Consider the following 24,484-nt stretch of genomic DNA (forward strand, 5'->3'; position numbering starts at 1 on the left):
GGCCTGGATGTCCGTCCGTCCTGGGTCCAGGAGCCTTCCGCGCCGCGCGGGTCCACCGCCGGCTCGCGGAGGCTTTCCACTACGCTGATGTACCCTCCCCTGATTCGGTGGGAGGACTCACCAGCGGAGGTGGCGGCAGCCCATGGACATCCATCTGGCGGAGGAGATCCGCAAGCAGGTTGAAGAGGCCTTCCGCAAGCGCGGCCGGGTCAACATCGTCATCGCGGGCCGCAGCGGCGTGGGCAAGAGCACGCTGGTCAACGCGGTGTTCCACGGCCGCATCGCGGACACCGGCCAGGGCCGCCCCGTCACGAAGGAGACGCGCGAGTACACGAAGGACGGCATCCCCGTCAGCATCCTCGACACCCGCGGCCTGGAGATGGGTGCCTTCCAGGAGACGCTGAAGCTGCTGGAGGAACTGGTGGCCGCGCGAGCCAAGGACGCGGACGCCACGCGCCACCTGCACTGCGCCTGGCTGTGCATCAGCGAGGACTCGCGCCGCGTGGAGGACGGAGACGTGAAGGCGGCGGAGATGCTCGCGCGGCACATGCCGGTGGTGGTCGTCGTCACCAAGGCGCGCAGCGACCAGGGCTTCCGCGCGGAGGTGCAGAAGCTGCTGCCCATGGCCCGTAACGTCATGCGCGTGCGCGCGCTCCAGGAGACGGACGACGAGGGCCATACGCTCCAGCCCAAGGGCCTGGTGGAGCTCGTCGAGCTCACCATGGAGCTGGTTCCCGAAGCCCAGCGCAACGCCTTCGCCGCCGCCCAGCGCGTGAGCATCGGCCAGAAGCGCAAGCGCGCGCACGGCATCGTCGCCAGCGCCGCGGCCGCCGCCGGCCTCATTGGAGCCGTGCCCATCCCTTTCGCCGACGCCGCCCTGCTCGTCCCCACGCAGGTCGGAATGCTGGCGGGGGTGAGTAGCGTCTTCGGCCTCCCGCTGACGGAGGCGTTCCTCTCCACGCTGGTGGGCGCGGGCATCACCGGCCTGGGCGCGACATTTACCGGCCAGTCCATCGTGTCCGGACTGCTGAAGCTCGTCCCGGGCCCGGGCACGGCGATTGGCGCGCTCATCTCCGCCACCACCGCGACCGCGCTCACCACGCTCTTCGGCGAGGCCTACGTCGCGGTCCTCTCCAAGCTGATGGAGAAGCGCTGCGGCGAGCTGCCCACGGAGGAGGAGGTCATCCAGGCCTTCCGCGAGGAGATGTCCCTGCGCGGCGCCGCGTAGACGCCTGGGCTACTTCACGCGCTCGATTTTGTGACGGCGGCCCTTGATGCGGCCTTCGCTCAGCCGCTGGAAGGCCACCCGCGACACGCGCTGGGCGACGGCGACGTAGGCCACGTGGTCCTGGATTTCAATCTTGCCCACGTCGGTCGCTTCGAGCCCGCCCGCCTCGCCCGTGAGCGCGCCCAGGATGTCACCGGGCCGCATCTTGTCCTTGCGTCCGGCGGAGATGTAGAGCGTGTCCCACGTCGACTCCAGGGACACCGCGTTGCGAGGGTCCGCCGAGGGCAGTGACTCCACGTCCCCGCGCTCCAGCTTCACGCCGGTGGCCAATTGGATGTCGTCCACCTTGCGGCCATCCCGAGGCGTGACGATGGAGACGGCCAGCCCCGCGCGCCCCGCCCGTCCGGTGCGGCCGATGCGGTGCACGTAGGGCTCGGCCTGCATGGGCAGGTCGAAGTTGATGACGGCATCCAGCGCCTCCACGTCGATGCCACGTCCCGCCACGTCCGTGGCGATGAGCACCCGCGTGCTCTGGTTGCGGAACTTCGCCATCACCCGGTCGCGCTCGAACTGCTCCAAATCCCCCTGGAGTCCGTCCACGCTGACGCCCGCCGCGGAGAGCGACTTCTTCAGCTCCACCACCGTCGCCTTGAGGTTGCAGAAGACGATGGCGGACGCCGGCTGGTAGTGCCGGAGGATGCGCAGCAGCAGGGCCTGCTTCTCCTCGGGCTCGCAGTCGTAGCGCACCTGCTGGATGTCGGGACCCGCGGTGGTGGACTCCACCGTGACGCGGACGGGTTGACGCTGGAAGTTGCGGCTCAGCGCCTCGATGTCCGGCGGGAAGGTGGCCGAGAAGAGCACCGTCTGCCGCCGTGGCGGCATGACCCCGAGGATGCGTTCCATGTCCTCGCGGAAGCCCATGTCGAGCATCCGGTCCGCCTCGTCGAGCACCACCGTGGACAGCTGCCGCGTCTCCAGCGCATCGCGGTCCAACACATCCAGCACCCGGCCCGGCGTCCCCACCGCCAGGTGCGCGCCCTTCTCCAGCGCTTCCAACTGCGGACGGATGGGCTGGCCGCCCGCGAGCACCAGCACCTGGAGCCCGGGCAGCCGCCGTCCCAGCCTGCGAATCTCGCCCGCCACCTGCGCGCACAGCTCACGCGTCGGGCACAGCACCAGCGCCTGCACCTTGCGGTGCTGCAACTGGACTTTCTGGAGGAGTGGCAGCGCGAAGGCCGCCGTCTTGCCGCTGCCCGTCTGAGCCTGGCCGACCAGGTCCCTGCCCTGGAGCAGCACCGGGATGCTCTGCGCCTGGATGGGCGTGGCCGTCTTGAAGTCGAGCTCCTCCAGGACCTGGAGCAGGGGGGGAGATAGCGCAAGCGCGGAAAAATCCATTCGGGGCCTCGATGAGCGGAGGCACGGAAGGAGCCTCGGGTTCTGCAGGCCCCATGTCACACCCAGCGAAGGCAGGACAAGTGAAGCCGCCGACCTCGCCCAGCCGCCCGCACCGGATTGCCCTGCGCACCTTCCGTGAAAAATCAAGCTTTACCTGAAATCACCAACCCCAACTCCGCCTGGAGCCTCCATACCCTCCTTCCGCATCCGACTGGCCATGCTGTCCACCCTTGTGCTCGCCACCGCCGGTGGCGGCATGAAAGAGCCGCCCGCCGTGAAACCGCACGCCCCCTGACAGTGCGAGCGGCCGGCAGCGCATGCACAAGGAAGTCCTGTTAAGTGGCGCTATCCAAATCTTCTGGAGAACCCCAAATGAAGACGTCTGTCTGGAAGTATCTGGCCCTCGCGTTGCCGCTGATGGCGGCCTGTGGCGGTGCTCCTCAGCAGCAGGAGGAGACGTCTGCCAACTCCACGGAGTCACAGCAGGCGCCGCTCACCACGCCCACCGCCACGGTGCGCTTCCTCAACGGCTGGACGCATTCGCAGCACGGCGCCATCGTCCGCGGCGGCACGCTCGTCGTCGACTACGACCTGTACCGGATGACGGACTGTCACCACAGCACCTACGCCGGCCAGCAGGCGTGGGACACGCTGGCCTATGTCCGCTTCCTCCCCAGCGGCCAGCTCTTCAGCGGCAGCGTGAAGCAGGCCACGGGCAGCACCTCGTTCGTGAACAAGCCCTTCGAGGTGACAGTGCCCTCGGACGCCACGAGCGTGGAGACATGGTTCTTCACCTCCGGCCGCACCTGCGCGCCGAAGTACGACAGCAACTACGGCCAGAACTACGTCTTCCCCGTGGAGGCGCAGTCGCCCTCCGCGGTGGTGTGGGCCGGTGACTGGGGCGGCAGCTTCGCGCGCGACTGCGAGCACCGCGACGGGTTGGCGGACCCCATCGTCATCGACAGCTACGTCATGGAGCGCGCCTGCAAGTTCGTGGACGCGGACGTGTACGTGCCCGGCGTGACGGATGCCGCCACCGCGCGTCCGCAGCTCATCCATGCGCAGGTGGAGTTCAGCGTGGACGGAGCGGCCACGCAGCACCAGTGGCTGGCCTACCAGGGTCGGGTGGCAACAACTACCGATACCGCTGGAACCTCGCCGCGGAACCGCTCGCGTATACGCCATGGAACGCCTATGCATTCGGGTTCCGCTATTCAACGGACGGCGTGAGCTGGTATCGCATTGCGAGCGGCGCTGGCCCCACGGGCGGCCCCGCGCGGACCGTTCAGCGTAGCTTCTGAGCCGGTCCACCGCTGTTGACTGCCGCTGGGGCCCCACGCTTCAGCAGCACGTCGGAAGAGGCGACGTGACAAGAAGTGTTCCCCTGAGAAGGCGAGCGCACTGCTCCCATCATTCCAGCGGGGCCACACCGGGGCCGGGCCCAGGAAAGGGAACGCGAAATGACCGAAGGCACTCCACGCGTGACGGAACGGATTTCCACGGGCATTCCAGGCCTCGACACCGTGCTGCACGGAGGCTTCCGCAAGGCCCGCACCTACATGCTGATGGGCCTTCCGGGCTCGGGGAAGACCATCTTCGCCAACCAGGTGTGCTTCCACCACGCGAAGCGCCACGGCGGGCGCGTGCTCTACCTGACGCTGCTGGCGGAGTCGCACACGGAGCTGGTCGGCAACCTCGCCTCGCTGTCCTACTTCGACCCCACGCTGCTGCCCAACGCCATCACCTACCTGAGCGCCTTCACCGTGCTGGAGCAGGGCGGACTGGACGCGTTGGCGGAGCTCATCCGCAAGGAGACGAAGAACCACCAGGCCACGCTGCTCGTGCTGGACGGACTGGTGGCCGCGGAGGAGGTGGCGCCGTCGCAGCAGGCCATCAAGAAGTTCATCCATGGCCTCCAGGTCGTGACGGGCCTCATGGGCTGCACGACGCTGATTCTCACCACCGGCCGCGGACAGGGCCTGCGCGCCGAACACACCATGGTGGACGGGCTGCTGCTGCTCCGTCAGCGCATGTTCGGCGTGCGTGCCGTGCGCGAGCTGTTCGTGCGCAAGTTCCGGGGCAGCCCCTATCTGCTGGGCAAGCACAGCTTCGACATCACCCAGGACGGCATCATCATCTATCCCCGCCTGGAGTCGCTCGCGGAGTCCGGGCCTCCGCCGGGGCCGCCGCTGGACGCGAAGTGCGCGTTCGGCATCCCCGGGATGGACGCGATGCTGACCGGGGGCGTGGCCCAGGGCTCGACGACCATCCTCCTGGGGCCGTCGGGCAGCGGCAAGACGCTGCTGGGGTTGAACTTCCTCGCGGAGGGCGCCCGGCGGGGCGAGCGCGTCCACTACTTCGCCTTCTACGACTCCCCCGAGCGGATGGTGGCGCAGGCGGCGGGCATCGGGCTCGACCTCAAGCCCCTCATCGACCGGGGCGACTTCGAGGTCAGCTTCCGGCCGCCCACGGAGAACCTGCTGGACAAGCTGGGCGTGCAACTGCTGGACATCATCCGGACCCGCGGCGTGCGCCGGCTCTTCCTGGACGGCTATGACGCGCTCCGCAGGGCGGCCGTCCGGCAGTCCCGCGTGTCGCGCTTCCTGGCCGCGCTGGTCAATGAGTGCCGCATGCGCGGCGTGACGCTGCTCTACTCCGTCGAATCGGTCTCCGCGTTTGGCCCGGAGGTGACCTTCCCGATGAGGGGCATCTCAATGGTGGCGGAGAACGTCCTCTTCCTCCGCCAGGCCGAGCTGGACTCCCGGCTGCGCCGCTTCGTCACGGTGCTGAAGCTGCGCAACAGCCCGCACGACACCTCCCTGCGCGAGCTGTGCATCAGCACGAAGGGGATGGAGGTGACGGGCGTCTTCACGGATGTCGAGGCGATGATGACCGGCGTGCCACGGTCGACCACGTGGTCCGAGCCCCGGCGTCCCGGCGGCGGGCGCCAGGAGCCGTAGGCATGGGCCCCATCCTCATCGTCGATGACGAGTTCGGCATCGTCGAGGCCATGCGCGACCTCCTGAGCGACGAAGGCTACCGGACCGCCATCGCGCTCAATGGGAAGGAGGCCTTGGAGCGGATGGCCGAGGAGCGCCCCTGCCTGGTGCTGCTCGACTACATGATGCCGGTGATGAACGGCCCGGCCCTGCTGGAGGCGATGGAGCGCAATCCCCTGCTGCGCGACATCCCGGTGGTGATGATGAGCGCCAGCCCGCCGGACTACTGGAAGCACCTGCGCTGCGCGGCCTTCCTGCCCAAGCCCTTTTCCCTGGATGGGCTGCTGGTGGTGGTGAGGCGCTTCGCCCAGGGAGCCATCCTCCAGTAGCGCGCCTCACCGCCCTGCGGCCTGACAGGCAGCCGACGCTTTTCGCTGAACGGTGTTCCTCCCGAGCGCCCGACCCCTGGCTTCTGCCAGACTGCGCGCCGTGACGACTTCCTCCCCCCTCTACCGCGACTGTGCCCGCCTCTTCATGGTGGGCTTTCCCGGCACTCACATCGACAGCGAGCTGGCCGCGCTGATGGATGACGGCATCTACGGCGCCATCCTCTTCAAGCGCAACGTGGGCAGCGCCGCGGACACGGCCGCGCTGTGCCACGCGTTGAAAACACGCGCCAGCCGGCCCTTCATCCTGTCGGTGGACCAGGAGGGCGGCCGTGTGGCCCGGCTTCGTGGCGCGCCCTTCACCGCGCTGCCGCCCATGCGTGAGCTGGGGCAGCGCGGCGACGCGGCCCAGGTGGAGCGCGTGGGCCGGCTGCTGGCGTATGAGCTGCGCGCGCTCGGCTTCGACTGGGACTTCGCACCGGTGCTGGACGTGGACACCAACCCGGCCAATCCCGTCATTGGCGACCGCAGCTTCAGCCGCGAGGCGGAGGAGGTGGCGCGGCTGGGCGTGGCGCTCGCGCGGGGACTGGAAGCGGGCGGCGTGGCGTCGTGTGGCAAGCACTTCCCCGGCCACGGCGACACCACCACCGACAGCCACCTGACGTTGCCGCGGCTGCCGCACGATTTGGAGCGGCTGCGCAGCGTGGAGTTGGTGCCCTTCCGCGCCTTCGCCCAGGCGGGGCTGGCGTCCCTGATGACGGCGCACGTCCTCTTCGACGCGCTGGACCCGGGGGTGCCCGCCACCATGAGTCAGCGCGTGCTCCAGGGTGTGCTGCGCGAGGAGCTGGGCTTCGACGGGGTGCTCGTCAGCGACGACCTGGAGATGAAGGCCATTGCCGGCCACTACTCCGTGGAGGAGGCCACGGTGCAGGGCACGCTCGCGGGCGTGGACCTGTTCCTGGTGTGCCACAACGCGGACGTGCAGCGCCGCGCCATCGAAGCCCTGGTGAAGGCGGTGGAGTCCGGTCGCGTGTCACGGGAGCGAATCGCGCAGGCGCACCGGCGGCTGGACGCGCTCAGTGCCCGCTTCGCGCACCCGGCGGAGGACCGGCTCGCCCTGCTGGGGAGCCCGGAGCATCACGCGCTCGCCGAGGGGCTCGTCAGCACCTTCACCGGCCGCGACCCGACCGAGGTGATGCTGGCCTCCCGCTGAAGGCGCGGTGGCCGGAGTGCCACGCACGCTCCCGGCGCCCTGCACCGGGAGCGGCTGGAAGGGGCGGCGCGAAACGTCCGCCCCGGGGTGACTTCAGCGACGGTGGGGGCCGCTGCGGTCCTGCCAGCCCAGCGGGCTGTAGCCGTTGTAGTGGCCACCCCGCTTGCCGCCCAGCGCCGCGCCGTCCTCACCACCCAGGCCCTGGGCCGCGGGCGAGTACGCGGCGCCGCCCTCCACGTGGTACCGGTCACCCATCATCTTCCCGGCGTCGTCCACGATGGAGCGGCCCTGGGTGCCGTCGTTCTTCGCCGTGCGCGGGTCGATGCTGGAGCCAATCTGGTCGATGGTGCCGTTGTAGCCCCGGTTCGCCGGCAGCGTCCAAGGAGGCAGCGGCTTGTTGGTGTTGCCACCCTCGATGTTCTTCATCGAATCGGGCTGGTCACCGCGCTGGGCGACGAGGCTGCCCCGCGGCTCATCCGGCTGAGTGCCACCCGTCTCCGGAAGGCCCCGGCAGCCCACGGCCAGAACCGCGCCCGCCACCAATGCCGCCACCGAACCCCACCGCCGAATATTCCGCTCGCGCATGTCGACTCCTCCGAGTCCCTTCAATCTGGTTGCTCGTACTTCCCGAAGATGGGGCACGCCGGGCATGGAGACCACGGGGTGACTCCATGTCCGCATGACGACGGACCGCCCGAACCCCACATATAGCCCCAGCGGCGACTGGGAGCAGCCCTCTTCGGCGCTCCCAGCGCCCGCTCCGCTGAGGGCTTCTTCTTCGTCGAGGAAGCCCACTTCGAGGTCGCGGGATTCCTCCCCGCCCGGAGCCGCCGGGCCCAATGGCGATTGCTTGCTGGAAGACGTCTGGGCCGACGTCCTCCCAGAGCCGCCCAGAGAGCTACTTCCTGTAGGCCTTCTTCGCCGCCGCGGACTTCTTCGCGGGCGCCTTCACGGGCGCCGCCTTCTTACCGACGCCCGGCTTCTTCCCGGCCGAGGGCTTCTTCGCCACAGGGGCTTTCTTCGCAGTCGCGGCCTTCTTCGCCGCACGGGGTGCCTTGGCGGCCGGAGCCGCCTTCTTCGCCGTCGCCTTCTTGGTCGCGGCGGGCTTCCCCGTAACAGTCTTTCCCGCCGGAGCCTTCTTCGCGGCGGCCACCTTCTTCCCCGCGGGCGCCTTCTTCGCGGAGGACTTCTTCTCAGCGCCGCCCGCCGCCGGAGCTTCGCCCTTCAGCGCGGCCAGCACCTCGGCGACGTGGCCGTTCACCTTCACCTTGGGCCACACCTGCTTCAGCACGCCATCCGGGCCGATGAGGAACGTCGCCCGGGTGATGCCCAGGAACTTGCGGCCATAGAGCGACTTCTCTCCCCAGACGCCGTAGGCCTCGGACAACGTGTGGTCCACGTCGGCCAGCAGCGGGAAGGGCAGGTTGAACTTGGTCGCGAACTTCCGGTGGCTCGCGGTGCTGTCCGCGGACACGCCCAGCACCACCGCGCCCGCGGCCTCCAGCGCCGAGTGCTCGTCACGGAAGCCACACGCCTCCACGGTGCATCCGGGGGTGTCGTCCTTCGGATAGAAGTAGAGGACGACACTCCGGCCCGCGAACTGCGCGAGCGATACCGGGGTTCCATCCTGGTCGGCGAGTTGGAACGCGGGGGCCTGGTCACCTGCTTGGGGCATGGGCATGCGGGCTCATTAACCACAAAGCCCGCGCCACTCAACGTCCAGCGACAGCGCCCCGCTAGTGCGCGGGATGCCCCGCTTCACCGCCATGGTCATGGCCATGCTCCCCGGGCGGATGGCTGTGCGCCTCCAGCCGGACCAGCTCCTTCCGGCAGTCCGTCAGGGCCTGGTGCAAGGGCTCCCGGTCCGCGCCCTCCGGCGTCTGGCCCAGCCGTATCGCCAGGGCCTCGCACGCGGCGCGCTTGGTATCCACCTCCGACGTTCCGGGGCCCGTGGCGCCCGGCGTGGCCAGGGGGCGCGGCGGCAGCTTTCCCCGCAAGCGACGGATGGCGGCGATCCGCTGCTCCGCTTCCGGGCGGACCTTGGAGTCCTTGGGAATCGCCTCGAAGGCGTTGATGACGGGGTCCCATGCCGGGTCCAGGGGGGACACGCGGCGGTCAATCAGCTCGCGGTAGGACTTCTCTGCCTCCCGGAGCTGGTCGGGCCCCTTGTCGCAGCCAGGCGACAGAAGCAGACAGAGCGCGAGCGGTATGACGGCGGACAGCCGTCGGGTGGTCATCCTCATGAAGGGTCGGTTCTCCTCTCCTGCTGGCCTCCCGATTGAAGCACGGCTAGGGTGCCGCGTCGTGCAGCCCATTCTCCTCGCCTTCCTGCTTGGCCTGTCCCAAGGCATGCTCCACGCCGTGGGCCCGGACCACTGCGCCGCCATGGCCACCCTCGGAACCCTGGGGGGAGGCCGGCGCCGCGCCGCCATCGCCACCGCCGTGCGGTTCGCGCTGGGACACGCCGTCATGCTGGGCGGCATCGCCGCGCTCTGCATCCTGGCGGGCGTGGGCCTTTCAGAGACCTTCGAGCGCTGGGCCGAGATTTTCGGCGGCGCCGTGCTGGTGGCCCTCGCAGTGGCCGCCCTGCTGTTCCCCAGCAGCCTGGACCACGGCCACCCGCACCTGCCCGGCCACACCCAGGAGCCTCACCAGCACGTGCATACGGTGAGCACCACCGCTGGCGCGCTGATGGCCGTCAGCGGCGTGCGCTCGCTGCTGCTGGCGCTGCCTCCCCTGCTGGTGGGTGGCAGCATGAGCGCGGCCGCATGGATGTACCTGCCCGGCTTCGCGCTGGGCATCCTCATCGGCATGGGCGTGGTGGGGCTGATTTTCGCGGAGGGCATCGCCCGGCTGAACGCGCAAATCACCCTCTGGGTGCAGCGCGTGGTGGCCGTGGGCTCCGGCGCGCTGGGCCTGTTCTGGATTGGCTCGCGGCTGGTCGGCGGCTGAGCCCCGGCGCGGCGTCCCCGCCCATGATGGCGGGGACGGACGGCGCGGCGGCCTACCCGCGCTTGTCCAGGATGCCCAGCGACATCATCGCCACCAGGAAGCCGTAGACGACGTGCTCGGGGCGGTTGGCGAAGGCCAGCAACTCCGCCACGGTGCGGTTGCCGTCGATTTTCGGCAGCAGCTCCGCCTCCCACCGCTCCAGCTCCACTTCGTTGAGCTGGTAGGCCGGGGCCACGGCGGGGATGAGGCGGTCCTCCGGCTGGAGCAGGCGCCGCAGGCGCTCCGGCTTGTAGAGCTTCTTGATGCCCCGGACGATGAGGTTGGCCGGGTGCACGTCCAGCTTGATGGACTCCGCGCTCGCCTTCTCCCGGAAGCTCAGCACGTACGTGCCTTCATCCCACGCGAAGAGCGAGTAGATGACGGCCTTCACCTGCTGGCCCACGTAGTAGAGGCGCTCGGTGTCCTTGAGCAGCCCACGCTCCACCAGCACGTCACCGGTGCGGCGGTTGGACTGCGCGGCCACCGCCGACGCGTCCTGGAGCTGCTCCGGCTTGATCTTCCCCACGCGAACGAGGAACTGGCCGAAGCGGTCCGCGAGCAGGTTGGAGAGGGCGAACACCGGCGTGCCCTTCTCGAAGTAGACGACCTTCTTCACCTTGCCCTTCTGCACGCCCAGCTCGCCCGTCTCGCGGGAGAGATAGAACGCGGTGAGGAGCGAGGGCAGGTTGTCCCGGATTTCACCGCGGCGGCTGCCCGGCGCACCCGCGGGCGGCGGGTCCGGCGGACGGCCCGGCGTGGGCGGGCGCACATGCGTGGCCGGCACCTTCTGCATGGGGCTGGCCGTGAGGTTGGCGCCGCGAATCTCCGCCGTGATGTTGCCGCCGCCCGTCACCTTGATGCGGCCGGTCAGCTCCATGGCGTCCTGCGGGCCTTCCTCCTCCACGTCGATGTCCAGCTCCACCTCGAAGGCGTCCTGGAGCGACGCGGCCGCCGCAACGGGCTTCTCCGGAGGCAGCACCTTCGTCATCGCCTCGAGCAGCTTCTGAGCCTCGAAGGGTTTCTCGAAGTAGCCGGCGGCCTGGTACTTGGTGCGCGACTCGACGGCGTGCTTGCCACCCTTGAAGACGCCGGTGATGAAGAGGAGCGGGAGCTGGGGGTTGTCCTTCCGCAGCGCGTCCGCGAGGTGGTACCCCATCATGTCGGGCAGCAGGATATCGAGCACGGCCGCCGCCGGGGGCTGGGCCTTGGCCAGCTCCACCGCCTGCTTGCCGCGGCTCGCACCAATGACCTCGTAGCCCGCCTCCTCGAAGAGCTGCGTGAGGAGGGACAACAGCTCCTGATTGTCATCGACGACGAGGATTCGGGGTGCCATCGCGGGGCGTACCGTACCAGATGCGAAGGGAAGGGTCAGACAATCTGCCCCCGGGTGCTCCAGCCACCGCGGAAGATGCATCCGACCCTCCATGCGGTTAGGGTGACGCCCTCGATGTTCCCCTTCCGCTCCCACCTGCGTCACCTGCTGGCCTGCCTTCCCCTCCTGCTGCCCCTCGGGGCCATGGCCCAATCCGACGGAGGGCTCGACGCGGGCCTCCCCGACGCCTCCGTGGGCGAGGGCGGCGCGGACCGGGACAACCCCGAGGGGGACGACAGTACAGGCAGGGTGAATACGTCCTGCCGTAGCACCCGGGATTGCTCTCCCCGCTTCTCCTGCGATGACGGGCGCTGCCGCTACACTGGCGTGCGCCAGGCAGACCAGCAAGGCTGCGTGCTGGGTGCCCAGGCCGCGCTCCTCGTCGTGGGCCTGGCCGCAGTGGGCGGGTACAGGCGCAGGCGTTAGGAGCACACGCATGAGGCTGGGGCTCAAAGCGGACAACCTGCTGGAGCGCGTGGCGGACTGGCTCAACCTGGCCCCACAGCCGGTGGCCCATGCCTTCTTCGGGATGATGGCGTCGCGGACGCTGATGGCCGGCGTGCGGCTGGGCGTCTATGAAGCCCTGACGGACGGGCCCATGTCGGCGGAGACGCTGGCGGAGCGGCTGAAGCTGTCCCAGGAGGGCACTCGCACGCTGCTGGAGGCCCTGATTGCGTGCGAGGCCGTGGAGCGTCAGCGCGGTGGACGCTACCGGCTGGCCCCTCGCGCCAGGCGATGGTTGGACCCACGCTCGCCCCGCTACGTGGGCGCCTTCCTGGAGTTCAACTACGCCCAGTGGGACTGGTGGAACGGGCTGGAGGGCGTGGTGCGCACCGGCCAGGCGGTGGACATCCACGGCTTCGCGCCCGACGACGCGCGCTGGCGCGACTACATCCACGCCATGCACCAGCTGGCGCGGCTGGCGGCTCCGGAGGTCGTGGCGGCCATCCCCCTGCCCCGTGGTGCGAAGCAGGTGTTGGACCTGGGCGGCGCGCACGGCTGGTTCGCCGCCGAGCTGTGCCTGCGCAACCGGGGCCTGAAGGCCACGGTGTTGGATTTGGAAGGCAGCGCCCGCGTGGGCCGGGAAATCATCGCCTCTGCGGGGCTGAGCCACCTCGTCACCCACCGCGAAGGCGACATCCTCACCGCGGAGCTGGGCGGCCCGTACGACGGGGTGATGCTCTTCCAGGTGATGCACCACCTGACCCCCGCGCAGAACGTGGCCCTGCTGCGACGGGTCCGCGCCTCACTGGCGCCCCGGGGGACGCTGGCGGTGCTGGAGTATCTGCGAGAGAGCGTCGACACGCCCACCAGTGCGGCGCCGTTGATTGGCTTGCACTACTTCCTCACCTCCGGCGCGGCCGCCTACACGCCCGCCGAGGTGGAAGGCTTCCTGGACGATGCGGGCTTCCGCATCGAGCACAGCCGCCCCATCCGGCACCTGCCCCTGCAGACGCTCCTGGTGGCCCGACTGGACTGAGCGTCCACCCGACCGCTGAACTGGCGTGCCTGCCCGCGGAGGCCTGCCCACACGGGAGACGCCTGCGCTACCCTGCCCGTCCTTTTGACGGCTCCCGTCACACCGTTGCCCATGCTTCCGCAAACACCACTTCCCGAGGACCCTCCGGACGTCCCTCTCGCTGTCGACCTCGACGGGACGCTGGTGCGCACGGACACGCTGCACGAGAACCTGCTCGTCCTCTTCAAACGCGCGCCCTGGCTGTTGTTTCTGGCGCCGCTGTGGGTGCTCAAGGGCAAGGCCTTCTTCAAAGCGGAAGTGGCCCGGCGCGCCGCCCTGGACGCAGCCAGCCTGCCCTACCACGAGGAACTCCTGACGTACCTGCACGAGGAGAAGGCCCGAGGACGCCGGCTGGTGCTGGCCACCGCGGCGGACCGGCGCATCGCCGAAGCCGTGGCCGCGCACCTGGGTCTCTTCTCCGACGTCGTCGCCAGCGAAGCGCCGGTGAACCTGTCCGGCGCGCGCAAGCTGGCGAAGCTGAAGGAGCTGCTGGGCACCTTCGACTACGCGGGCAACGACGCGGTGGACCTGCCCTTGTGGCGTGAATGCCGCCGCATCGTCGTGGTCCACGCGCCGGCCGGTGTGCTGAAGCAGGCCCAGGGCCTGGGCCGTGACGTCCACCGCGTCTTCGAGCGCCCCGCCACCCGCCTCCGCACCTGGGTGAAGGCGCTGCGCGTGCACCAGTGGGCGAAGAACGCGCTCGTCTTCGTACCGCTACTGGCCGCCCACAAGGCCACCGAGCCGGACAAGCTGATTCAGGCACTGCTGGCGTTTACGGCCTTCAGCCTGTGCGCCTCCAGCGTGTACGTGCTGAATGACCTTCTGGACCTGGACTCCGACCGGCGACACCCGACGAAGAAGCAGCGTCCGTTCGCGGCGTGCACGCTGTCGGTGAGCACTGGCGTCATGCTGGCCCCCGTGCTGCTGCTGGCCGGCGCCGCGGTGTGCCTGCTGTTGCCGCCCGCCTTCGCAGCCCTGCTGGGCACCTACTACGTGCTGACGCTGGCCTACTCACTGCGGCTGAAGCAGGTGGTGATGTTGGACGTGCTGGTGCTGGCCGGGCTGTACACGGTGCGCATCTTCGGCGGCGCGCTCGCGGTGGGCGTGCCCACGTCCAGCTGGCTGATGATGTTCAGCATGTTCCTCTTCCTCTCGCTCGCGCTGGTGAAGCGGCTGAGCGAGGTCCGGCGCCTGCGGCAGTCCAATGAGACGTCCGCGCATGGCCGTGGCTACCTGGCCCAGGACTACGAGCAGCTCGCCAGCCTGGGTGCGGCTTCGGGACAGGTGTCCGTGCTGGTGCTGGCGCTCTACATCACCTCCGATGAAGTGACGGCGCTGTACGCCCACCCAGAGCGGCTGTGGCTCATCTGCCCGGTGATGCTGTACTGGGTGGGCCGGGTGTGGCTGCTCGCTCACCGCGGGCTGGTGAACGAGGACCCGCTCGTCTTCGCCCTGAGGGACCGGGTGAGCTACGCCGTGGGGCTCCTGTGCGCGTTGGTGCTATGGGCCGCCACGTGAGAGGTCTGGCGCGATGAAGTCACGGGAGTCCTGGGGGCGTTACCCCCAAGTCGAGCAGCAGACGCACGCCCTGGTGTGGCGCACGGATGCGCTGCCCCGGAAGGACGGTAGCCTGCTGCCCCACGGACTGGGGCGCAGCTACGGCGACTCGTGCCTCAACGCGGGGGGCACGCTGCTGCTCACCTCGGGGCTCGACCGCTTCATCGCCTTCGACCCGGCCACGGGCGTGATCCGCTGCGAAGCGGGTGTGTCGCTGGACACGATTCTGCGCCTGGTCGCGCCGCGCGGCTGGTTCCTGCCAGTGACGCCGGGCACCAAGTTCGTGACGGTGGGCGGCGCCATCGCCAACGACGTGCACGGGAAGAACCACCACCGGGGCGGTACCTTCGGCCGCTTCGTGCGGCGCTTCGAATTGCTGCGCTCGGACGGCAGCCGCCGGGTGTGCGCGCCGGACGAGAATCCGGACTGGTACGGCGCGACGATTGGCGGCCTGGGCCTCACCGGCCTCATCACGTGGGCCGAAGTGCAGCTCACGCCCATCAGCAACCCGTACGTGCTTCAGGAGACGGTGCCGTTCGGGAACCTGGATGGGTTCCTCGACGTGGCCCGCGCGTCGGAGAAGGACTACGAGTTCACCATGGCGTGGGTGGACTGCCTGGCCCGGGGAAAGAAGCTGGGACGGGGGCTCCTGTACCGGGGCAACTTCGCGCCGCCGCAGTTCGACGGGCTCCCGCTGGCCAGGAGCCACCTGTCGCATGGCGTGGGGCTGGCGGTGCCCATGGACATGCCGGCCTTCTGCCTCAACCGGCTGTCGGTGTCCGCTTTCAACTGGCTCTACTACCACCGGCAGAACGGCAAGCCGAAGCAGCGGCTAACGCACTACGACCCGTTCTTCTACCCGCTGGACGCCATCTACGCGTGGAACCGCATCTATGGCCGGCGCGGCTTCCTCCAGTTCCAATGCGTGGTGCCCTACTCCACCGCGCGCGACGCGCTGAAGGAAATCCTGGAGCGCAGCTCGCGCGGCGGACTGCCCAGCTTCCTATCGGTGCTGAAGACGTTCGGTGACATTCCCTCTCCTGGGTGGCTGTCCTTCCCGCGCGAGGGCGTGACGCTGGCCATGGACTTCGCCAACCGCGGCGAGAAGACGTGGAAGCTGGTGGAGGACCTGGACCGGCTGACGCGGCAGGCGGGCGGCGCGGTGTACCCGGCGAAGGACGCGCGCATGAGTCCGGAGAACTTCGCGGCGTACTTCCCGCAGCGTGAGCGCTTCATGCAGTACGTGGACCCGTCGTTCTCCTCGTCGTTCTGGCGGCGGGTGAATCCGGTGTCCCTGCCCTTTTCCCTGGCCGCGGAGCGAGGCGCGACGGCATCCCCGCCGCCGCGGTCCCTGCTTGCCATCCGCTGACCTTCTTTTCGAGATTCGCTCACCATGAAGAAAGTGCTCGTCCTCGGCGCCACCAGCGCCATTGCCCAGGCGACGGTGCGGCTCCTGGCCGCGCGCGGGGCCTCGCTGTACCTCACTGGCCGCAACGCGGCGAACCTCGACGCGGTGACGAAGGACGCCGCCACGCGCGGCGCGGCGAAGGTCGCGTCGCAGGTGGTGGACCTGAACGACTTCGACACCCACGAGGCGCTGGTGGAGGCCGCGTACACGGCGCTGGACGGGCTGGACGGCGTGGTGCTGGCGCACGGCGTGCTGGGTGACCAGGCGGAGGCGCAGCGCTCGTGGGCGGCGACAGAGGCGGTGCTGCGCACCAACTTCCTGAGCGCGGTGTCGCTGCTCACAGTGCTGGCCAACCGCTTCGAGGCGCAGAAGGCCGGCACGCTGGTGGTGATTTCGTCGGTGGCGGGCGACCGCGGCCGGCAGAGCAACTACGTGTACGGCGCGTCGAAGGGCGCGCTCAACGTCTTCCTCCAGGGCCTGCGCAACCGGCTGACGAAGTCCAACGTCGCGGTGGTGACGGTGAAGCCGGGCTTCGTCGACACGCCGATGACGGCGCACCTGCCGAAGAACAAGCTGTTCGCCTCGCCGGAGAAGGTGGCGCGCGGACTCTTGAGCGCCGCGGACTCGCGGAAGAACGAAGTCTACGTGCCCGGCATCTGGGCGCTCATCATGCTCATCATCCGGACGATTCCGGAGACAGTTTTCAAGCGCATGAAGCTCTGAGCAGACATGGCCGCCCTCTGGCGCTGAGACAAGGCCCGTCTGGGGAGCGCCGCTGTGACGGGGGCGACTGGAAAGCACCTGGGACACTCCGGATAGACTGCCAGGCCAGCCCACCATGAGCGCCACGGCCCCACTGTCCCCGGTCCCCGAGCCCCAGCCCGCCGCGTCCGAAGCGGGCGTGACACCTCATGCTCCCGCGCCCGAAGCCTGGGGTCTCGCGCGGCGGCTGGCCTTCCGCTTCGTCTTCGCCTACCTGGTCCTCTATACCTTCCCGTTCCCCTTGGACATCATTCCGGTCCTGGGCGACTTCATCACCTCGTTCCAGGACGGGCTCTGGAAGGCCGTGGTGCCCTGGGTCGGCAAGCACGTGCTGCGGCTGTCCACGGACATCACCGTGATGCCCAACGGCAGCGGCGACACCACGTTCGACTACGTGCAGGTGCTGATGTTCTTCGTCGTCGCCGTGGCGGTGACGGGCGTCTGGTCCGTCATCGACCGGCGCCGCACCGAGTACGTGAAGGCCCACGACCTGCTGCACACGAACGTCCGGTACGTGCTCGCGATGGCCATGCTGTCCTATGGGCTGGCCAAGCTCTTCAAGTCCCAGTTTCCCTTCCCCAGCCCGGAGCGGCTGGTGCAGCCGCTGGGAGACTTCTCCCCCATGGGCCTGCTGTGGAACTTCATGGGCTTCTCGAAGGGCTACAATGTCTTCACGGGCGGCGCGGAGTTCCTGGGCGGCTGCCTGCTGCTCTTCCGGCGCACGACGACGCTGGGCGCGCTCGTCGTCGCGGGCGTCATGGTCAACGTGGTGGCGCTCAACTTCTTCTACGACGTCCCCGTCAAACTCTATTCGTCCCACCTGCTGTTGATGTCGCTGTTCCTGGTGCTGCCCGATGCCCGGCGGCTGCTCGACGTGCTGGTGCTCAACCGCGCCACGCAGCCTCGCCCGCTCCAGCCGCCCTTCCCACCTTCGCGCTGGCTGAGTGGCGCCGGGCTCGTGATGAAGGTCCTGGTGGTGGGCGGCATCGCCTACGGGTTTGGGAGCTCGCGGCTGGAGTTCATCCGCAAGTACGGGGACTCCGCGCCGCGGCCCCCGTTCTACGGCTACTACACGGTCGACTCCTTCACCCAGGATGGGCAGCGCCTGGAGGCCACGTCCGGAGATGCCCGGCGGTGGAAGGCGGTGGCCGTCAACCGCTTCGGCCGGATGCTCATCAAGCACCAGGACGACACCGTGAAGTCCTTCGGCGTGGAAGAGGACGCACCGAAGAAGACGCTCACCCTCATCGACGGCCAGGACGACACCGCGAAGAAGTTCGTGCTCACCTACACGCGCTCGGACGCGAACCAGCTCGTCCTCCAGGGCACGCTCCACGAGGCCGCCATCGAGGTCCGCCTCACGCGGGTGGATGAGTCCAAGTTCCTCTTGCTCAACCGGGGCTTCAACTGGATTCAGGAGGCCCCCTTCAACCGCTGACTCAGTCCAGCGCGGGCACGTCGCGGCCCTCGCCGAAGCCCAGGGCCCAGAAGCGCGGCCGGACGGGCTCGCGCGCCAGCAGCCACAGCAGGTGGTACTTCGCCTCGTCCTGGCCATCCAGCGCGAGCTCGAAGGTGCCGTAGTGCATGGCCACCGACGTGGCCGAGCGCAGCACCTTGTGCGCCTGGAGGGCTTCCACCGGTCCCATGTGGACCGGACGGAACGCTGTGGGCCGGTAGGCCCCAATGGGCAGCACCGACAGCCGCATGGGACCGAAGCGCTCGGCCATCATCGCGAAGTGGGGACCGAAGCCTGTGTCGCCGGCGAAGAACACCGGCCCGCCGGATGTGGAGAGGACATAGCCCGCCCAGAGCGTCGCCGCGCTGTCGGTGAGCCCGCGGTTGGAGCGGTGCTGCGCCGGCACCGCCGTCACCGTGCGGCCCGGCGCCACCTCCGTGGACTTCCACCAGTCCAGCTCCACCACGTGCCGGAAGCCCTCCCCGTCCAGCAGCGCCTTGTTGCCCAGACCCACGATGAAGCGCGGATGGTGCGCCTCCTCCAGGCGCCGCAGCGTCGGCAAGTCCATGTGGTCGTAGTGGTTGTGACTCACCACCACCACGTCGATGGGCGGCAGGTCCTCGAAACGGATGCCCGGAGGCCGCACGCGCTTGGGGCCGATGAAGGGCACCGGGCTCGGACGGTCCGAATAAATGGGGTCCGTCAGCATGTTGAGCCCGTCCGCCTGGACGAGCACGGTGGCGTGGTTGATGAACGTCACCCGGAGCTGTCCCGGCCCCACCCTCTCCGGAGGCGGATTGCCTGGAGCGAACTCCTCGTAGTCCCGCCACGGGCCACGAGGCCCCTTGCGCAGCGCCTTGAAGACCTCGTCCGGACTCAGGCGCTTGACGGGCTCCAGGTTCTGGAAGCGCTCACCGTCGAAGTGCTCCGTCACCGGGCCCTGGTGGCGGGGGCCCGCGAAGAGGCAGCCCCCAAGCCACGGTGCTGACAGCAGCAGCACCAGCGACAGGACTTTCGTCATGGGCCGGGAAGTACGGTCCAGGGACATGGGTGCGGTGCTCCATCCAGACAGGACTGGGAAGACGCCCGCGCGGCCCGGGCTCGGCGTCCATGTCTCGGCGCGACAGTGGACCGGGTTTGCGCCCGTCCGGCAACCGGTAACACACGTCTGGGGACGCCACTGCACAGCGGGTGTCACGCACCGGTGATGGACGGAGGAGAACGCCAACGCCTCCGCGCCCCTCAGCCCCCGCGCTCACGTCACGATGCCGTGCAGGATGCGCTCGAACAGCCAGGGCGTCTTCCCCAGCAGCCGCACCACGGGACGGCGAAGCCAGGGCCGTCGCGCCAGCATGAGCAGCGCGCCCGTCGACCGGGAGTACTTGCGGAAGACCCGCTGGAAACACTGCTCGTAGGGCATCAGCGCCTCGCGCGTGGCGCCGTGGACGAGCGCTTCCGGTAGCAGGTTCCCCAGCGACTCCGCGCACACGAAGGCCAGCGACAGGCCCTCGCCGGTGATGGCATCCACGTAGCCCGCCGCGTCTCCCACCAGCGCGAAGCGGTCGGCGATGCGCGCTCGGGACACCCGGGCCAGCGGTCCCGCGCCGCGCGGCTGGGAGTCCGGCGCCGAGCCCGAGAACCGCTCCGACAGTTTGGGGAAGCGGGCCAGCAGCGTCTCGAAGCTCACCCGCCCTTCCACCACGCCGTCCTCCCAGAGGAAGGCCAGGCCCACGCGCCGCACGCCCGCGGGCGTCACGTAGGCCTCCACGCCATGCGCGAAGTGGATCTCCACATAGGGCGTCCACGGCGCGACCTGGAAGTGTCGTCGCAGGCCGAAACGGCGCGGTCCAGTGGGCTCCATCTCCAGGCCTTCCGCGCGGCGCAACGGTGAAGCCAGCCCGTCCGCGGCCACCAGCATGGCGGCCGCCACCGGGCCATCGGCCGTATGCAGCACTACACCATCGCTGTCTCTCTGGTGGGACAGCACCTGCGTGCGCTCGCGCAACTCCACGCCCACCGTGCGCGCCCGCGACACCAGCGCCGTGGCCAGCGCCACGCGCCGCACGCCCAGCGCGCCCTTGCCCGGGAACAGGCCCTCCGCCGTGCTGCCATCTTCCTGGACGTAGCGGATGCCCACGCAGGGATAGCTGCCCTGGTCATCCAGCAGGGGCAGGACGCCCAGCCGCTCCAGCACCGCCATGCCGGGAGGCAGCAGCCCTTCGCCACAGGCCTTGTCCACCGGCGCGACGCCACGCTCCAGCACCACGGTGTTCAACCCGCGCAATGTGGTGGTGATGGCCACCGCCAGCCCCGCGGGCCCTCCGCCCACAATGGCGACGTCATACCGCTTCATGACGAGGCATCCTCCGGGACTCGAACTCCCATGACGGCGGGCCTCACGCCGGCGCCGGGCTCGACCGCGCGGACAGCCGACTCACGTGTCGCGCTCCGCGCGGACCATGGCCAGGGCGCTCTTGGCCATCTCCATAGCGAGCCCCACCGCGCCCACCTTCTTCGGAGGCGCCAGCTCCTCGGCCAGGTAGCGTCGCAGCGCCTCGGCGCGGCGCAGCTTGCCGCTGGACGTGCGCGGCAACGTGCCTGGCACGAGCATCCGCACGGTGTGAGGCCGCACGCCCGTGGTCTCCACCACCGCCGCGCGGATGCGCTCCTCGACCACGTCATCCGCCTCCTGCCCCGAGCGCTCGGCGAGGATGAGCAGCGCCTCATCCTCGCCACCTTCGGGCGTGAAGCCCAGCGCCACCGCGCAGCCCATGCGCACGCCCGCCACGTTCTGCAGCGGCTCCTCGAACGCCTGCGGCGCGTGGTTCGCGCCTCGGATGATGACCACGTCCTTCGCCCGGCCCGTGAGGAACAGCTCGCCCTCCGCGATGAAGCCCAGGTCGCCCGTGTCCAGCCATCCGTCCCGCGTCAGCGTCCGGTCCGTGGCCTGCGCATCCGCGAAGTAGCCGGCCATCAGGGACGGCCCCCGCGCGAAGACCCGGCCCACGCACCGCTCCGCGAGCGCCTCGCCCGTCTCGCCGCGCACCTCCACCTGGAAGCCCGCCACGGGCATGCCCACGCTCACCAACTCACGCGAGCCCTCCGCCACCCGGCCTTCCCGGGCCAGCAGCCCCGCGTCCACGCCCAGCGCGCGCGGCCCCCGCCCCTCCGGCGGGAAGGTGACGGCGAGCGACGCCTCGGACAGCCCGTACACCGGCCGCAAGGCCCGCGCGGAGAAGCCCCACCGCTCGAAACGCACCGAGAAGCGGCGCAGCGTGTCCACGGACACCGGCTCCGCGCCGTTGAGCGCGTGCCGCCACGACGACAGGTCCACCCCGTCCAGCTCCGCGTCCTTCACCCGCTTCAAACACAGGCCATAGGCGAAGTTGGGCGCGGGAGAGATGTAGCCCCGGTGGCGAGACAGCGCGCGGAGCCACAACGCGGGTCGTGCGAGGAAGGCCTCGGGGGGAATCAGCACCAAGCGTCCCGGATAGTACAGCGCGGACAGCAGACAGCCGATAAGCCCCATGTCGTGGTACAGCGGCAGCCAGCTCACGCCCACCCGGGGCACCCCCGCCCCCAGCGGCATCGCCATCTCCAGCGCCGCGACCTGCGCCAGCAGGGCTTCGTGCGTCAGCGTCACCGGCTTCGGATCCACCGTGGAGCCGGACGAGAACTGGATGAGCCCCAGCGCGTCCGGCCGCACCGCGACCTCCAGCACGTCGTCCCCCCGGGATACGTCCTCCACCGTGTGGCAGCCCAACCGGGGCCGCGCGCGCTCCACGCTGGGCCCCAGCAGCAGGCGCACGCGGGAGTCCGTCAACACCATCACCGAGCCCGTCACGTGAAGCATCCGCGAGGTCGCGCGGTGGTACTCCTCCAGCCGCCCCAGCCGCACCGGCGGGTACAACGGCACCGGCACCGCGCCGGCGAGCAACGTGCCGAAGAAGGCGTCCATGAAGGCCGGCGACGTGGGCAGCAGCAACGCCACCCGGTCACCCTCGCTCACGCCCAGCCGGGCCAGCCCCGCGGCGGTGCACTTCGCCCGGCGGTACACGTCCGCCCAGGGCATGGACACCTCGCGCTCGGACGCATCCACGAAGGTGAGCCCCAGCGGCGACGTGCGCCCGGTGTCCGCGAGCGCCGCGTTCACCGTCAGATGCCTGGGCGGAGGCAACGCCGGGCCCACCAGTCGCGAGCCAGCGTCCTTCACGGCAGGGCCTCCTCCGGCAGGGGCTCCACCGGAGCCGCGACCCGCTGCGCCACCAGCTTCGCCAGGTCTCCCACCGTGCGCACGCCCTGCGCGTCCTCTTCGGACAGGCGGATGCGGAAGCGGTTCTCCAGCCCCACCGCCAGCACCGTGAGGCCCAGGCTGTCCAACTGGAGGTCGCGCACCAGGTCCTGAGAGGGCTCCACCGCGCCCTTCCACTCCAGCTCATCGGTGACGATGCGATGAATCTCCGTCATGACCTCCAGTTCGCGCTCAGCCACGTGGCACCTCCGGAATGAAACGAGGGCGATGGGAGAACGCCTGCGCGTACACCTCACCCAGCGCCGCCTCTTCCGCGCGGATTCGCACGTAGAGCAGCGCCGCATTGCCCACTGAGAAGACAAGCGCCGTCCACCATGCACCGTGGATGAGCGGCACGCACGCCAGTTCCAACACCACCGCGACATAGTTGGGATGGCGCAGGAAGCGATAGGGCCCGCCCGTCACCGGCGCCAGCTCCGGTACCACGATGATGCGCGAGTTCCACCGGTCGCCCAACGTGGCAATGGCCCAGTACCGCAGCCCCTGCGCAAGCACCGCGCCCGCCAGCGCCGCCCAGCCCCACGCGCCCGGGAAGCCGCGCCGCAGCAGGAACACCTCCGCCACGCACGCCACCAGGAACAGCGTGTGGAACACCACCATGAAGCGGTAGTGCCGCTGCCCCGTCTCCACCCCGCCGCGCGCGAAGGCCCGGGCGGCGTTGCGCTTGGAGAGCACCAGCTCCACCAGTCGCTCCACGACGAGCGCGGACATGAAACCCAGGAAGAGGGCTTGCGTGGAGGTCACCATCGCAGCAGCACCATCTCCGCGCCGAAGCCCGGCCCCATGGCCATCATCACGCCCCACTCCCCCGGCTGCGCGCGGACGGACTCCAGCGTCTCTCCGAGCACGAAGAGCACCGACGCGGAGGAGAGATTGCCCACCTCGCGCAGGGAGGCCCACGAGCGCTCCAGCGCCGAGGGCGCCAGCTCCAGCGCCTCCTCGAAGGCCTCCAGCACCTTGGGCCCGCCGGTGTGCGCCACCCAGTGCCGGATGTCCCCGCGCTTCAGTCCATGCTGCGCGAGGAAGCCATCCACGTTGCCCCGGATGTGGTCCTTCACGAGCCCCGGCACCTTGGCGGACAGCACCACCTTGAAGCCGGTGTCCACCACGTCCCAGCCCATGATGCGCTCGGTGTCCGGGTAGAACACGGAGCGCGACGCCACCACGCGCGGCCCTCGTGCGCCCGGAGCCGCCGCGCCGCGGAGCACCGCGCACGCCGCGCCGTCGCCGAAGAGGCCGGACGCGATGATGTTCGGAATGGACAGGTCCTCGCGCTGCAACGTGAGCGAACACAACTCCACGGCGATGACGACCGCTGTGTGCTCCGGAAAGCCGCGCAGGTAGTCCGCCGCCCGGGCCACGCCCGCCGCGCCCGCCACGCACCCCAGGCCGAAGAGCGGCGTGCGCTTGAAGTCCTCCCGGAAGCGCACGCGGTTGGCCAGCCGCGCGTCGATGCTCGGCGTGGCGATGCCCGTCACGGTGACGAAGAAGACGTGGTCCACCTCCCCGGGCGTGAGCTCCGCCGCGTCCAGGGCCTGGCGCACCACCGTTTCGCCCAACTCCGTGGCCGAGCGAATCCAGGCGTCATTGCGCTGCTGGAATGTCAGCAGCGGCGGATAGGCCTCCAGGGGCAACGCCAGATGCCGTCCTCCCACCTGGACGGCGCGGTGCAGGTCCTCCAGCCGCTCCAGGTTGAAGTGGCGCGTGGCCCACAGCTCGCGGAACGCGGCGATGAGCTGCTCCTGACTGGCGTAGTGCGGCGGGAGTGCCCGCCCCACGGCACGGATGGAGGGCGAGCGGTCCTGGCCTGAGGCACTGAGCATGGCGTTCCCGGGTCATTCGCGTCGGTGGAGAGTTGACGCTTAATCGGAGATAGCGTCCAACGCGATACGGGATGTTCCCGCTTCCGTCTCCCGCGCGAACCTCGCCTGTCCGACTGTCACGCG

General features: G+C 69.7%; 23 protein-coding genes. 12 read left to right on the forward strand and 11 right to left on the reverse strand.

Annotation, left to right across the window (positions count from 1 at the left end; genetic code table 11):
• The first annotated feature begins 142 nt into the window (after positions 1 to 142).
• Positions 143 to 1,228: a YcjF family protein gene (locus OZ403_RS34920; RefSeq protein WP_140795527.1), complete on the forward strand. Its 1,086-nt coding sequence runs from the start codon at positions 143 to 145 to the stop codon at positions 1,226 to 1,228.
• Positions 1,229 to 1,237: 9 nt separating this feature from the next.
• Here the strand turns inward: OZ403_RS34920 and dbpA are convergent, their stop codons facing one another.
• Positions 1,238 to 2,623: an ATP-dependent RNA helicase DbpA gene (gene dbpA, locus OZ403_RS34925; protein WP_140857405.1), complete on the reverse strand. Its 1,386-nt coding sequence runs from the start codon at positions 2,621 to 2,623 to the stop codon at positions 1,238 to 1,240.
• A gap of 372 nt (positions 2,624 to 2,995) precedes the next feature.
• On the opposite strand from dbpA, the gene OZ403_RS34930 reads away from it, so the two are divergent.
• From OZ403_RS34930 to nagZ, 4 genes are all read left to right on the forward strand, one after another.
• The gene (locus OZ403_RS34930; RefSeq protein WP_268782786.1) at positions 2,996 to 3,853 is read left to right on the forward strand and encodes a DUF6209 family protein; all 858 of its coding nucleotides are present in this window, start codon (positions 2,996 to 2,998) and stop codon (positions 3,851 to 3,853) included.
• 230 nt (positions 3,854 to 4,083) lie between these two features.
• A complete protein-coding gene (locus OZ403_RS34935; protein WP_140795530.1) occupies positions 4,084 to 5,583 on the forward strand; it encodes an ATPase domain-containing protein in 1,500 nt (499 codons plus the stop codon).
• A gap of 2 nt (positions 5,584 to 5,585) precedes the next feature.
• Positions 5,586 to 5,951: a response regulator gene (locus tag OZ403_RS34940; RefSeq protein ID WP_140795531.1), complete on the forward strand. Its 366-nt coding sequence runs from the start codon at positions 5,586 to 5,588 to the stop codon at positions 5,949 to 5,951.
• Positions 5,952 to 6,051: 100 nt separating this feature from the next.
• The gene (nagZ, locus tag OZ403_RS34945; RefSeq protein WP_140795532.1) at positions 6,052 to 7,161 is read left to right on the forward strand and encodes a beta-N-acetylhexosaminidase; all 1,110 of its coding nucleotides are present in this window, start codon (positions 6,052 to 6,054) and stop codon (positions 7,159 to 7,161) included.
• A 93-nt stretch (positions 7,162 to 7,254) separates the two neighbouring features.
• On the opposite strand, the gene OZ403_RS34950 is transcribed toward nagZ, so the two are convergent.
• The 3 genes from OZ403_RS34950 to OZ403_RS34960 form a co-directional block, all read right to left on the reverse strand.
• Entirely contained in the window at positions 7,255 to 7,746 is a 492-nt protein-coding gene (locus OZ403_RS34950; protein WP_140795533.1) for a hypothetical protein, read from the reverse strand.
• Positions 7,747 to 8,059: 313 nt separating this feature from the next.
• Positions 8,060 to 8,836: a thioredoxin-dependent thiol peroxidase gene (gene bcp / locus OZ403_RS34955; protein ID WP_268782787.1), complete on the reverse strand. Its 777-nt coding sequence runs from the start codon at positions 8,834 to 8,836 to the stop codon at positions 8,060 to 8,062.
• A 61-nt stretch (positions 8,837 to 8,897) separates the two neighbouring features.
• Positions 8,898 to 9,398: a hypothetical protein gene (locus OZ403_RS34960; protein WP_140800829.1), complete on the reverse strand. Its 501-nt coding sequence runs from the start codon at positions 9,396 to 9,398 to the stop codon at positions 8,898 to 8,900.
• 67 nt (positions 9,399 to 9,465) lie between these two features.
• Between OZ403_RS34960 and OZ403_RS34965 the strand changes: the two genes are divergently transcribed.
• Positions 9,466 to 10,113, forward strand: coding sequence for a hypothetical protein (locus OZ403_RS34965; protein WP_140795535.1), 648 nt, complete (start codon positions 9,466 to 9,468; stop codon positions 10,111 to 10,113).
• 52 nt (positions 10,114 to 10,165) lie between these two features.
• Here the strand turns inward: OZ403_RS34965 and OZ403_RS34970 are convergent, their stop codons facing one another.
• Positions 10,166 to 11,485 carry a response regulator gene (locus tag OZ403_RS34970; RefSeq protein ID WP_174258968.1) on the reverse strand — a complete coding sequence of 440 codons (1,320 nt, stop codon included), beginning with the start codon at positions 11,483 to 11,485 and terminating at the stop codon, positions 10,166 to 10,168.
• Between the two features lie 114 nt (positions 11,486 to 11,599).
• On the opposite strand from OZ403_RS34970, the gene OZ403_RS34975 reads away from it, so the two are divergent.
• The 6 genes from OZ403_RS34975 to OZ403_RS35000 all read left to right on the forward strand — a co-directional run bounded on the left by OZ403_RS34975 (position 11,600) and on the right by OZ403_RS35000 (position 18,208).
• Positions 11,600 to 11,950, forward strand: coding sequence for an MXAN_6627.5 family MYXO-CTERM protein (locus OZ403_RS34975; RefSeq protein ID WP_268782788.1), 351 nt, complete (start codon positions 11,600 to 11,602; stop codon positions 11,948 to 11,950).
• A 10-nt stretch (positions 11,951 to 11,960) separates the two neighbouring features.
• Positions 11,961 to 13,004 carry a class I SAM-dependent methyltransferase gene (locus OZ403_RS34980; RefSeq protein WP_140795538.1) on the forward strand — a complete coding sequence of 348 codons (1,044 nt, stop codon included), beginning with the start codon at positions 11,961 to 11,963 and terminating at the stop codon, positions 13,002 to 13,004.
• A gap of 111 nt (positions 13,005 to 13,115) precedes the next feature.
• Positions 13,116 to 14,561 carry a UbiA family prenyltransferase gene (locus OZ403_RS34985; RefSeq protein ID WP_268782789.1) on the forward strand — a complete coding sequence of 482 codons (1,446 nt, stop codon included), beginning with the start codon at positions 13,116 to 13,118 and terminating at the stop codon, positions 14,559 to 14,561.
• A 13-nt stretch (positions 14,562 to 14,574) separates the two neighbouring features.
• A complete protein-coding gene (locus OZ403_RS34990) occupies positions 14,575 to 15,969 on the forward strand; it encodes an FAD-binding oxidoreductase (protein ID WP_140795540.1) in 1,395 nt (464 codons plus the stop codon).
• 24 nt (positions 15,970 to 15,993) lie between these two features.
• A complete protein-coding gene (locus tag OZ403_RS34995; RefSeq protein ID WP_201422620.1) occupies positions 15,994 to 16,731 on the forward strand; it encodes an SDR family oxidoreductase in 738 nt (245 codons plus the stop codon).
• Between the two features lie 115 nt (positions 16,732 to 16,846).
• Positions 16,847 to 18,208 carry a DoxX family membrane protein gene (locus OZ403_RS35000; RefSeq protein WP_268782790.1) on the forward strand — a complete coding sequence of 454 codons (1,362 nt, stop codon included), beginning with the start codon at positions 16,847 to 16,849 and terminating at the stop codon, positions 18,206 to 18,208.
• 1 nt (position 18,209) lies between these two features.
• Here the strand turns inward: OZ403_RS35000 and OZ403_RS35005 are convergent, their stop codons facing one another.
• The 6 genes from OZ403_RS35005 to OZ403_RS35030 all read right to left on the reverse strand — a co-directional run bounded on the left by OZ403_RS35005 (position 18,210) and on the right by OZ403_RS35030 (position 24,361).
• Entirely contained in the window at positions 18,210 to 19,247 is a 1,038-nt protein-coding gene (locus OZ403_RS35005; protein WP_268782791.1) for an MBL fold metallo-hydrolase, read from the reverse strand.
• 234 nt (positions 19,248 to 19,481) lie between these two features.
• Entirely contained in the window at positions 19,482 to 20,579 is a 1,098-nt protein-coding gene (locus OZ403_RS35010) for an NAD(P)/FAD-dependent oxidoreductase (protein WP_268782792.1), read from the reverse strand.
• Between the two features lie 81 nt (positions 20,580 to 20,660).
• Positions 20,661 to 22,439 carry a fatty acyl-AMP ligase gene (locus OZ403_RS35015; protein WP_140800136.1) on the reverse strand — a complete coding sequence of 593 codons (1,779 nt, stop codon included), beginning with the start codon at positions 22,437 to 22,439 and terminating at the stop codon, positions 20,661 to 20,663.
• The gene (locus tag OZ403_RS35020) at positions 22,436 to 22,717 is read right to left on the reverse strand and encodes an acyl carrier protein (RefSeq protein ID WP_140795546.1); all 282 of its coding nucleotides are present in this window, start codon (positions 22,715 to 22,717) and stop codon (positions 22,436 to 22,438) included. The genes OZ403_RS35015 and OZ403_RS35020 overlap by 4 nt, the downstream gene beginning before the upstream one ends.
• Positions 22,710 to 23,285: an isoprenylcysteine carboxyl methyltransferase family protein gene (locus tag OZ403_RS35025; protein ID WP_140795547.1), complete on the reverse strand. Its 576-nt coding sequence runs from the start codon at positions 23,283 to 23,285 to the stop codon at positions 22,710 to 22,712. Before OZ403_RS35025 ends, OZ403_RS35020 begins: the two co-directional genes overlap by 8 nt.
• Positions 23,279 to 24,361, reverse strand: a complete 1,083-nt coding sequence (locus OZ403_RS35030; protein WP_140800137.1) for a type III polyketide synthase — start codon at positions 24,359 to 24,361, stop codon at positions 23,279 to 23,281. Before OZ403_RS35030 ends, OZ403_RS35025 begins: the two co-directional genes overlap by 7 nt.
• Positions 24,362 to 24,484: the final 123 nt, after the last annotated feature.

Source organism: Myxococcus sp. NMCA1 (assembly GCF_026810205.1).
Taxonomy (GTDB): Bacteria; Myxococcota; Myxococcia; order Myxococcales; family Myxococcaceae; genus Myxococcus; species Myxococcus xanthus_A.

Coding starts and splice junctions, on each gene's coding strand:
- OZ403_RS34995 (WP_201422620.1), top strand. CDS start 15,994: ATGAAGAAAGTGCTCGTCCTCGGCGCCACCAGCGCCATTGCCCAGGCG.
- OZ403_RS34930 (WP_268782786.1), top strand. CDS start 2,996: ATGAAGACGTCTGTCTGGAAGTATCTGGCCCTCGCGTTGCCGCTGATG.
- OZ403_RS34935 (WP_140795530.1), top strand. CDS start 4,084: ATGACCGAAGGCACTCCACGCGTGACGGAACGGATTTCCACGGGCATT.
- OZ403_RS34980 (WP_140795538.1), top strand. CDS start 11,961: ATGAGGCTGGGGCTCAAAGCGGACAACCTGCTGGAGCGCGTGGCGGAC.
- OZ403_RS34990 (WP_140795540.1), top strand. CDS start 14,575: ATGAAGTCACGGGAGTCCTGGGGGCGTTACCCCCAAGTCGAGCAGCAG.
- OZ403_RS34960 (WP_140800829.1), bottom strand. CDS start 9,398: ATGACCACCCGACGGCTGTCCGCCGTCATACCGCTCGCGCTCTGTCTG.
- dbpA (WP_140857405.1), bottom strand. CDS start 2,623: ATGGATTTTTCCGCGCTTGCGCTATCTCCCCCCCTGCTCCAGGTCCTG.
- bcp (WP_268782787.1), bottom strand. CDS start 8,836: ATGCCCCAAGCAGGTGACCAGGCCCCCGCGTTCCAACTCGCCGACCAG.
- OZ403_RS35000 (WP_268782790.1), top strand. CDS start 16,847: ATGAGCGCCACGGCCCCACTGTCCCCGGTCCCCGAGCCCCAGCCCGCC.
- OZ403_RS35030 (WP_140800137.1), bottom strand. CDS start 24,361: ATGCTCAGTGCCTCAGGCCAGGACCGCTCGCCCTCCATCCGTGCCGTG.
- OZ403_RS34985 (WP_268782789.1), top strand. CDS start 13,116: ATGCTTCCGCAAACACCACTTCCCGAGGACCCTCCGGACGTCCCTCTC.
- OZ403_RS34920 (WP_140795527.1), top strand. CDS start 143: ATGGACATCCATCTGGCGGAGGAGATCCGCAAGCAGGTTGAAGAGGCC.
- OZ403_RS35005 (WP_268782791.1), bottom strand. CDS start 19,247: ATGACGAAAGTCCTGTCGCTGGTGCTGCTGCTGTCAGCACCGTGGCTT.
- OZ403_RS34940 (WP_140795531.1), top strand. CDS start 5,586: ATGGGCCCCATCCTCATCGTCGATGACGAGTTCGGCATCGTCGAGGCC.
- OZ403_RS34975 (WP_268782788.1), top strand. CDS start 11,600: ATGTTCCCCTTCCGCTCCCACCTGCGTCACCTGCTGGCCTGCCTTCCC.
- OZ403_RS35025 (WP_140795547.1), bottom strand. CDS start 23,285: ATGGTGACCTCCACGCAAGCCCTCTTCCTGGGTTTCATGTCCGCGCTC.
- OZ403_RS34970 (WP_174258968.1), bottom strand. CDS start 11,485: ATGGCACCCCGAATCCTCGTCGTCGATGACAATCAGGAGCTGTTGTCC.
- OZ403_RS35010 (WP_268782792.1), bottom strand. CDS start 20,579: ATGAAGCGGTATGACGTCGCCATTGTGGGCGGAGGGCCCGCGGGGCTG.
- OZ403_RS34950 (WP_140795533.1), bottom strand. CDS start 7,746: ATGCGCGAGCGGAATATTCGGCGGTGGGGTTCGGTGGCGGCATTGGTG.